4 protein-coding genes are annotated in these 6,089 nt (G+C 55.7%); all 4 read left to right on the top strand.

Annotation, left to right across the window (positions count from 1 at the left end; genetic code table 11):
• Positions 1-2,107, top strand: a 2,107-nt coding sequence (locus K5905_RS25280) for a DUF1989 domain-containing protein (protein ID WP_297589293.1), incomplete at its 5' end; no start/stop codon positions are given.
• 30 nt (positions 2,108-2,137) lie between these two features.
• Entirely contained in the window at positions 2,138-3,106 is a 969-nt protein-coding gene (locus tag K5905_RS25275) for a glycine betaine ABC transporter substrate-binding protein (RefSeq protein ID WP_297589289.1), read from the top strand.
• Between the two features lie 59 nt (positions 3,107-3,165).
• Positions 3,166-4,230 (top strand): glycine betaine/L-proline ABC transporter ATP-binding protein, encoded by a 1,065-nt coding sequence (locus K5905_RS25270; protein WP_297589286.1) that lies wholly within the window; start codon positions 3,166-3,168, stop codon positions 4,228-4,230.
• Complete coding sequence (locus K5905_RS25265) at positions 4,227-5,735, top strand: proline/glycine betaine ABC transporter permease (protein WP_297589283.1); 1,509 nt, start codon at positions 4,227-4,229, stop codon at positions 5,733-5,735. Before K5905_RS25270 ends, K5905_RS25265 begins: the two co-directional genes overlap by 4 nt.
• Positions 5,736-6,089: the final 354 nt, after the last annotated feature.

Raw genomic sequence — 6,089 nt, 5'->3', positions numbered from 1 at the left:
GGCAGGTAATATTGGTTTCAACAGCTTCCACGGTATTCCGGATAGTGTCTTCGGTGAGGCCATTTTGGGTTGGATCGAGGCAAACGGCGGATCGAAAGACACTCTGGTCTTCAGAGAAGTATTCGCCAAACTGGGCGATGCGGAAAGCCGGTTCACTTTCAAAGTGCCGGAAGACTGCGATCTTTGGATTGCGGTACCGCGCCCGACAAACACGATGGATGTTGGCGGCGGAGGTTCCGTTCTTGCGGAAGTGGTTGGACGCCGCCTATCTGCACCGCACCTGCCCGACCCTCTTGGAACAATCCGCGAGGAATTCCACGTCAACAGCGGTACGGCTCAAGCCTATCGGGTCAGGAAAGGCGATTATATTCAGGTCATCGACATCGAAGGCCGTCAATGTTCCGATTTCATGGCCCTCAGGGCAGATGCGCTCGATGCCGGAACTGAACGCCACATTGATTCAACAGTCACCCGCACCCTTGTCGGTGGCAGCTACCCTGCCCCGGGCCTGTTCGACAAGTTTTTCGATCAGGATATGCGACCTCTTCTTTCGGTCGTGCAGGACACAGTCGGGCGCCATGACACATTCGCCTTGGCCTGTACGGCACGTGGATATGAAGAGCGTGGATTTCCCGGCCACCTGAACTGTTCAGACAACATTTCAGATGCCTTTCAACCATATGGAATAGCTCGTCGCACGGCCTGGCCGGCCATCAACTTCTTTTTCAACTCGTGGATATTGCCGAATGATAATCGGCTGCAATCCGACGAAGCGTGGTCAAGGCCCGGAGACTTTGTGGTCATGCGGGCGCTGACAGACCTTGTGTGCGTTTCAACAGCCTGTCCGGATGACATCGATCCGATCAACGGATGGAATCCAACTGACATTCATGTGCGTGTCTACGATCCGGAACAGACAATCCGGCATGCGATCGCACACAGACCGTTTGCCGAGAGCCAACCTGCCATGACAAGCGAAAGTGCCTTTCATCCCAGAACCAGTAAACTGACAAGTTCGTTTCATGTCGCGCGCGATGTCTGGCTGCCAAGGTCTTATGACGGTTCCCGTGCATTGGACGAATACTGGGCCTGCCGCGAGGCGGTCACAGTCCAGGACATGTCCTCTCTGCGGAAATATGACATTACCGGGCCTGATGCCGAAAAACTCCTGCAGACCTGCCTGACCCGTAATGTCATCAAGCTCTCGGTCAATCGTGGCGTTTATGCTCTCATGCTGAACGAGACCGGTTCGGTCATTGATGACGGCACACTTTTCCGCCTGGCACCGGATCTTTTTCGCTGGTGCTGTGGTTCGGAAGAAAGCGCCCGGCAGTTGAAACAGGTGGCCGAAGACGAAAACCTCAAGGTCTGGGTAAAAGCACAATGGTCCGCCATGCCCAATCTGGCGATCCAGGGACCGAAAAGCCGACAACTGCTGCAACGCATTATCTTTACTCAACCGCATCAGCCAGCGCTTGAAAACGTCAAGTGGTTCGGCTTCACCATTGCCCGTCTTGGAGATCGTGAAGGACCGGCGTTCATGTTGACCCGAACCGGATTCACCGGCGAACTCGGATACGAGATTTTCTGCGACCGTTCCGCAGCTACCGAAATCTGGGATGCAATCATGGAAGCCGGTCAGGATCTCGGGATTGCACCGATGGGCTCCGACGCACTCGACATGATCAGGATCGAGGCCGGTTTGATGGTCTCCGGTGCCGAGTTTACACCCGAAGTCGACGCCCTTGAAGCCGGTCTTGGCTTCGCGGTTGACATGAAAAAGGACCATTTCATAGGCCGCGAAGCCATTGAACGAAACGGAGCATCGATACGGCGATCGCTTGTTGGACTGACCATCGAGGGAACTGAAGTTCCCCATCACGGAGCACCGGTTTTTGCCGGAAGGCATCAAGTTGGCGTCATCACAAGTGCGACCCGTTCACCAATGTTAGGAACCGCAATCGCCATGTGCCGGCTGGCCGTGGAACATTCTGATATCGGCACAGAACTCGAAATCGGTTGTCTCGATGGCCAGATGAAACGTCTCCCGGCTTGTGTTCATGAGCTTCCCTTCTTCGACCCGAAACGAGAGCGCGCTCGCGCTTGAACGATGCATAACAACTGACAGGAGGACGCGATGAAGAAACTACTATTTGGAACAACGCTTGCGATCGCGACAGGGTTTTCCGCGATTGCCGGACATGCTGCCGACAAGGTGATGATCGGCGAGCCAAGCTGGCCGGGTGCAAAAATCATGGCCAACTTGATCGGACAAGTCATAACCTCCCGTCTTGGTGGTGAAGTCGGTTATGCGCCCGGAGCCAACGCAGTCATATTTGCGGCCATGGATGGTGGCCGGGGCGACATCGACGTTCATCCGGACGTCTGGTTGCCGAACCAGAAATCCTTCACAGACGAATATGTTGACCAGAAAGCAACGGTCGCCCTGTCCGACGGAGCCTATGAAGGTCGCTCCGGCTTCTGTACGCCGACCTACATGGCAACGGACCACAAAATCAAATCGGTCTTTGATCTCGGAACACCGGACGCACAAAAACTCTATGATGCAAACAACGACGGCAAGGGTGAAATCTGGGTCGGGGCGTCGGGATGGGCCTCTACAAACGTTCACAAGGTCAAGGTTCGCGACTACGGTATTGAAACCTTTCTGGAGCCGACAACCGAGGACGAGACAGTCTTCTACGCCCGGCTGAAAGATGCGATAGAAGGCAAGAAGGGTGTGGTCTTCTATTGCTACAAGCCGCATTACGTCCACGCGCTCTACGATGTGACAATGCTGGAAGAGCCGGAATTCGACCCGGAGCAGTACACGATCGTACAGCCGGACCAAGACGCTGACTGGTACGAAAAATCCAAGATTACCACTGGTGACCAGGTCAAAACTGTCCGTGTCGCGCATTCCAAATCCCTGGATGAACGCGCACCGGCAGCTGCCGCTTTCCTTAAAAACATCAATATGAGCGCGGACGACCTCTCACAGCTGACCTACCAGGTCGTGGTGGAAAAGAAAGAAATCGAACCTGTTGTGGCCGAGTGGATTGAAAATAACCCACAGACAGTTGACGGCTGGCTTGGTCTCAACTGATCGGCAATAACCACGCCCGGCGTCACCACGCCGGGCCACTTGATACTCCGGGGGATGAAATGGACGCAGACGTTTCGATAAGTGTTCGTGGTGTCTGGAAGGTTTTCGGAAACCGGTCCAAAGAGGCACTTGCGGCAATCAAGGCTGAGAACCTCGGCAAGGCTGAAGTTCTTGAAAAATACGGCTGCGTTGTAGGGGTCGCGGATGCCACCTTCGATGTCCACCAGGGTGAGATCTTTTGCGTCATGGGCCTGTCCGGCTCAGGCAAATCAACGCTGGTGCGCCACATCAACCGGCTACTGGAGCCCACGGACGGACATATCCTGATCGGCAGTGAGGACGTCATGGGATTGAGCGAACTACCGCTCCGCGACCTCAGGAACCGCCGTGTTGCAATGGTTTTTCAAAATTTCGGCCTGATGCCTCACAGAACCGTGCGGGACAATGTGGCAATGCCTCTTGAAATCCGCGGCACGGGAAAGGCAAAACGCTGGGAAGAAGCCGACCGCGTGCTGTCACTCGTCGAATTGACCGGCTGGGAAGACAAGTACGCTCACGAACTTTCCGGGGGGATGCAGCAGCGCGTCGGGCTTGCCCGTGCAATCGCCGCAGATCCAGAAATCCTGTTGATGGACGAACCGTTTTCCGCACTCGATCCTCTGATCCGCAAACAACTTCAGGATCAGTTCATGGAGCTGTCCGCAAGCCTGAAGAAGACAACGATTTTCATCACCCATGATCTCGACGAAGCCATAAGGATAGGAAACCGGATCGCCATCATGAAGGATGGCCGCATTGTTCAGATCGGCACACCCGAGGAGATCGTATTAAACCCCGCGGACGATTATGTCGCGGACTTCGTTGCGGGCATCTCGAAGCTGAACCTGATATTCGCGCATTCAGTCATGCGCCCCTTGGCAGAGTACGAGGCGCAAAACGGCACGGTTCCCACAAACATTCCCGAAGCAGGTCCGGACACGGTCCTCAACGATCTGATCGACATGAGCGTCGACGGCCATGGCCTCATCGCCGTTGCTGAAAACGGCAATACGATCGGCGTCATTGACCGCATCGACCTGATGAAAGCGATCCAGGGCGGTCGTGGAGGCGAGGCAGCATCATGAAAGACAACGTGAAAACAGTATCGCAGGATCTGGACGTTCTCATTTCCCAGTTCGTCTCTTCAGGTGCAGCCTATTATCGCAAGACTTTTCATTACATGATGGAAGCACCGGGCTACCGCTTCACGCTCAATTGGATTGCCGGAATTCTCGGACCCATCTGGTTTGGAGCCCGTGGGCTCTGGTCATGGTTCCTCACCATGCTGGTGCTTGAAACAATTGCCTATATCCAGCTTGCAAATGGACTGTTTGGCGATCTTGGCCGTGTCTCCCGGGAACGGGCAGAGAGCATCGCAGCCACCCTGGATCTCCGGCGACAACAGATTGAGGTTGCCGAACAGGCAAAGTCCGGCTCGCTCGAAGCACTGAAACGCGCCGCACAGTCTCTGGAGGCCGCGCTTGCCGACGCACAGGCAGCAGCCGCTGCAGCGGATGCCACCGGATTGACCTACATCGTCTTTGGCCTCGTCCTGCTCGCCATCTTCAAGTTTGCAAGCGCTGCGATCGCAAACTGGGTTCTGGAAGGACAATTCACTCGCTGGAGATCGGACAAATCCGTCTCAAGTGGTTTCAGCAGCGCTCGGCTCATCGTTGCCACCGCCCTCTCCTCTGTTGTTGTTGTCCTGTCTGCCATCAAGTTCGCCCGTCCGGACGCCGTCGCTCTGCTCGAGACCTTCCCCAATGACCGGAATTGGCGTCTCGCGGTTGGCGACTGGGTTCAGGCGGGATTTGACTGGGCCAAGACCTCCGGACGCGGTTTCTTCGACAGCCTGACCTTCGGCATGCGGGTGTTGCTGGACAGCGTCGAAACGGTGCTCGTCGTGACGCCCTGGCCGGTTGTTGCGCTTGTTATCATCATGTTGGCCTACCTGTCGGCAGGTCCTCGTGTCGCAATCTTCACAGGCGCTGCCCTCGCCTATCTCGGACTGCTCGATTTCTGGGACAAGGCCATGACCACTGTCGCCCTGCTCGGCGCCGCAGCTCTTATATCCATCACCCTCGGCGTACCGCTGGGGATTCTGTGTGCCCGAAGGCCGAGGCTGTTTGCTGTCGTTCGACCGATCCTCGATTTCATGCAATCGATGCCGTCGTTCGTCTACCTCATACCGGTGGTCGCGTTTATCGGATCAGGCAAACCGGCCGGGGTAGTCGCGACAATGATTTTCGGTAGCCCGCCGGTTATCCGCTTCACCGTTCTGGGTCTGCAGCAAGTGCCGCCAACTGTACGAGAAGCCGCTCTCGCCTTTGGAGCTTCACCTCGTTACCTTCTCTGGAAAGTGGACCTGCCGCTTGCGGCCAAAACCATCATGGCAGGTGTCAACCAGACAATCCTTCTGTCACTGGCCATGGTTGTAGTTGCATCGCTGATCGGTGCAAAAGGACTCGGTGAAGATGTTCTTGAAGCATTGCAATACGCAGCTGCCGGGCAAGGTATCTTGGCTGGCCTTGCGATCTTGTTCTGCGCACTGATCCTGGACCGGATTGTGGCCGGAAAACCGAACAAATGAGGCATCCAATCAGATGGTTTTGGCTATCGGCGTCAAAACGGCCTTCATAGCGGACAGACCTTCGACGCAGGCATAAAATCACGGTCAGTCCGGAGCCGATCGAAGTCCGTGAGCTGATCACCAGCAAAGCGTCGGATTGGTTAAGTTCCAGAAACACGGGATACCATTGCCGGCACCCGCCCGAGCGATCGTTGGACGGATGCCGAACAAGAGATCAATCCTCTGCTTCGTCCTTGAACTCGGAGACCTCTATACCGTGGATGTCGAACCACCATTCAGGACTTTTGTCGCGATATCTGTCACGAAGGCGCAGATACCTGCTTTTAAGTCGATCCTGGCGTGCGACCTCTTGCA

Source organism: Roseibium sp., from assembly GCF_025698965.1.
Taxonomy (GTDB): Bacteria; Pseudomonadota; Alphaproteobacteria; order Rhizobiales; family Stappiaceae; genus Roseibium.
Note: the sequence above shows the minus strand (reverse complement) of the source record. Positions and strands in the feature narration are given on the sequence as shown.

Excerpts from the sequence above, each read along its gene's own strand:
- K5905_RS25270 (WP_297589286.1), top strand. The coding sequence starts at position 3,166 with ATGGACGCAGACGTTTCGATAAGTGTTCGTGGTGTCTGGAAGGTTTTC.
- K5905_RS25275 (WP_297589289.1), top strand. The coding sequence starts at position 2,138 with ATGAAGAAACTACTATTTGGAACAACGCTTGCGATCGCGACAGGGTTT.
- K5905_RS25265 (WP_297589283.1), top strand. The coding sequence starts at position 4,227 with ATGAAAGACAACGTGAAAACAGTATCGCAGGATCTGGACGTTCTCATT.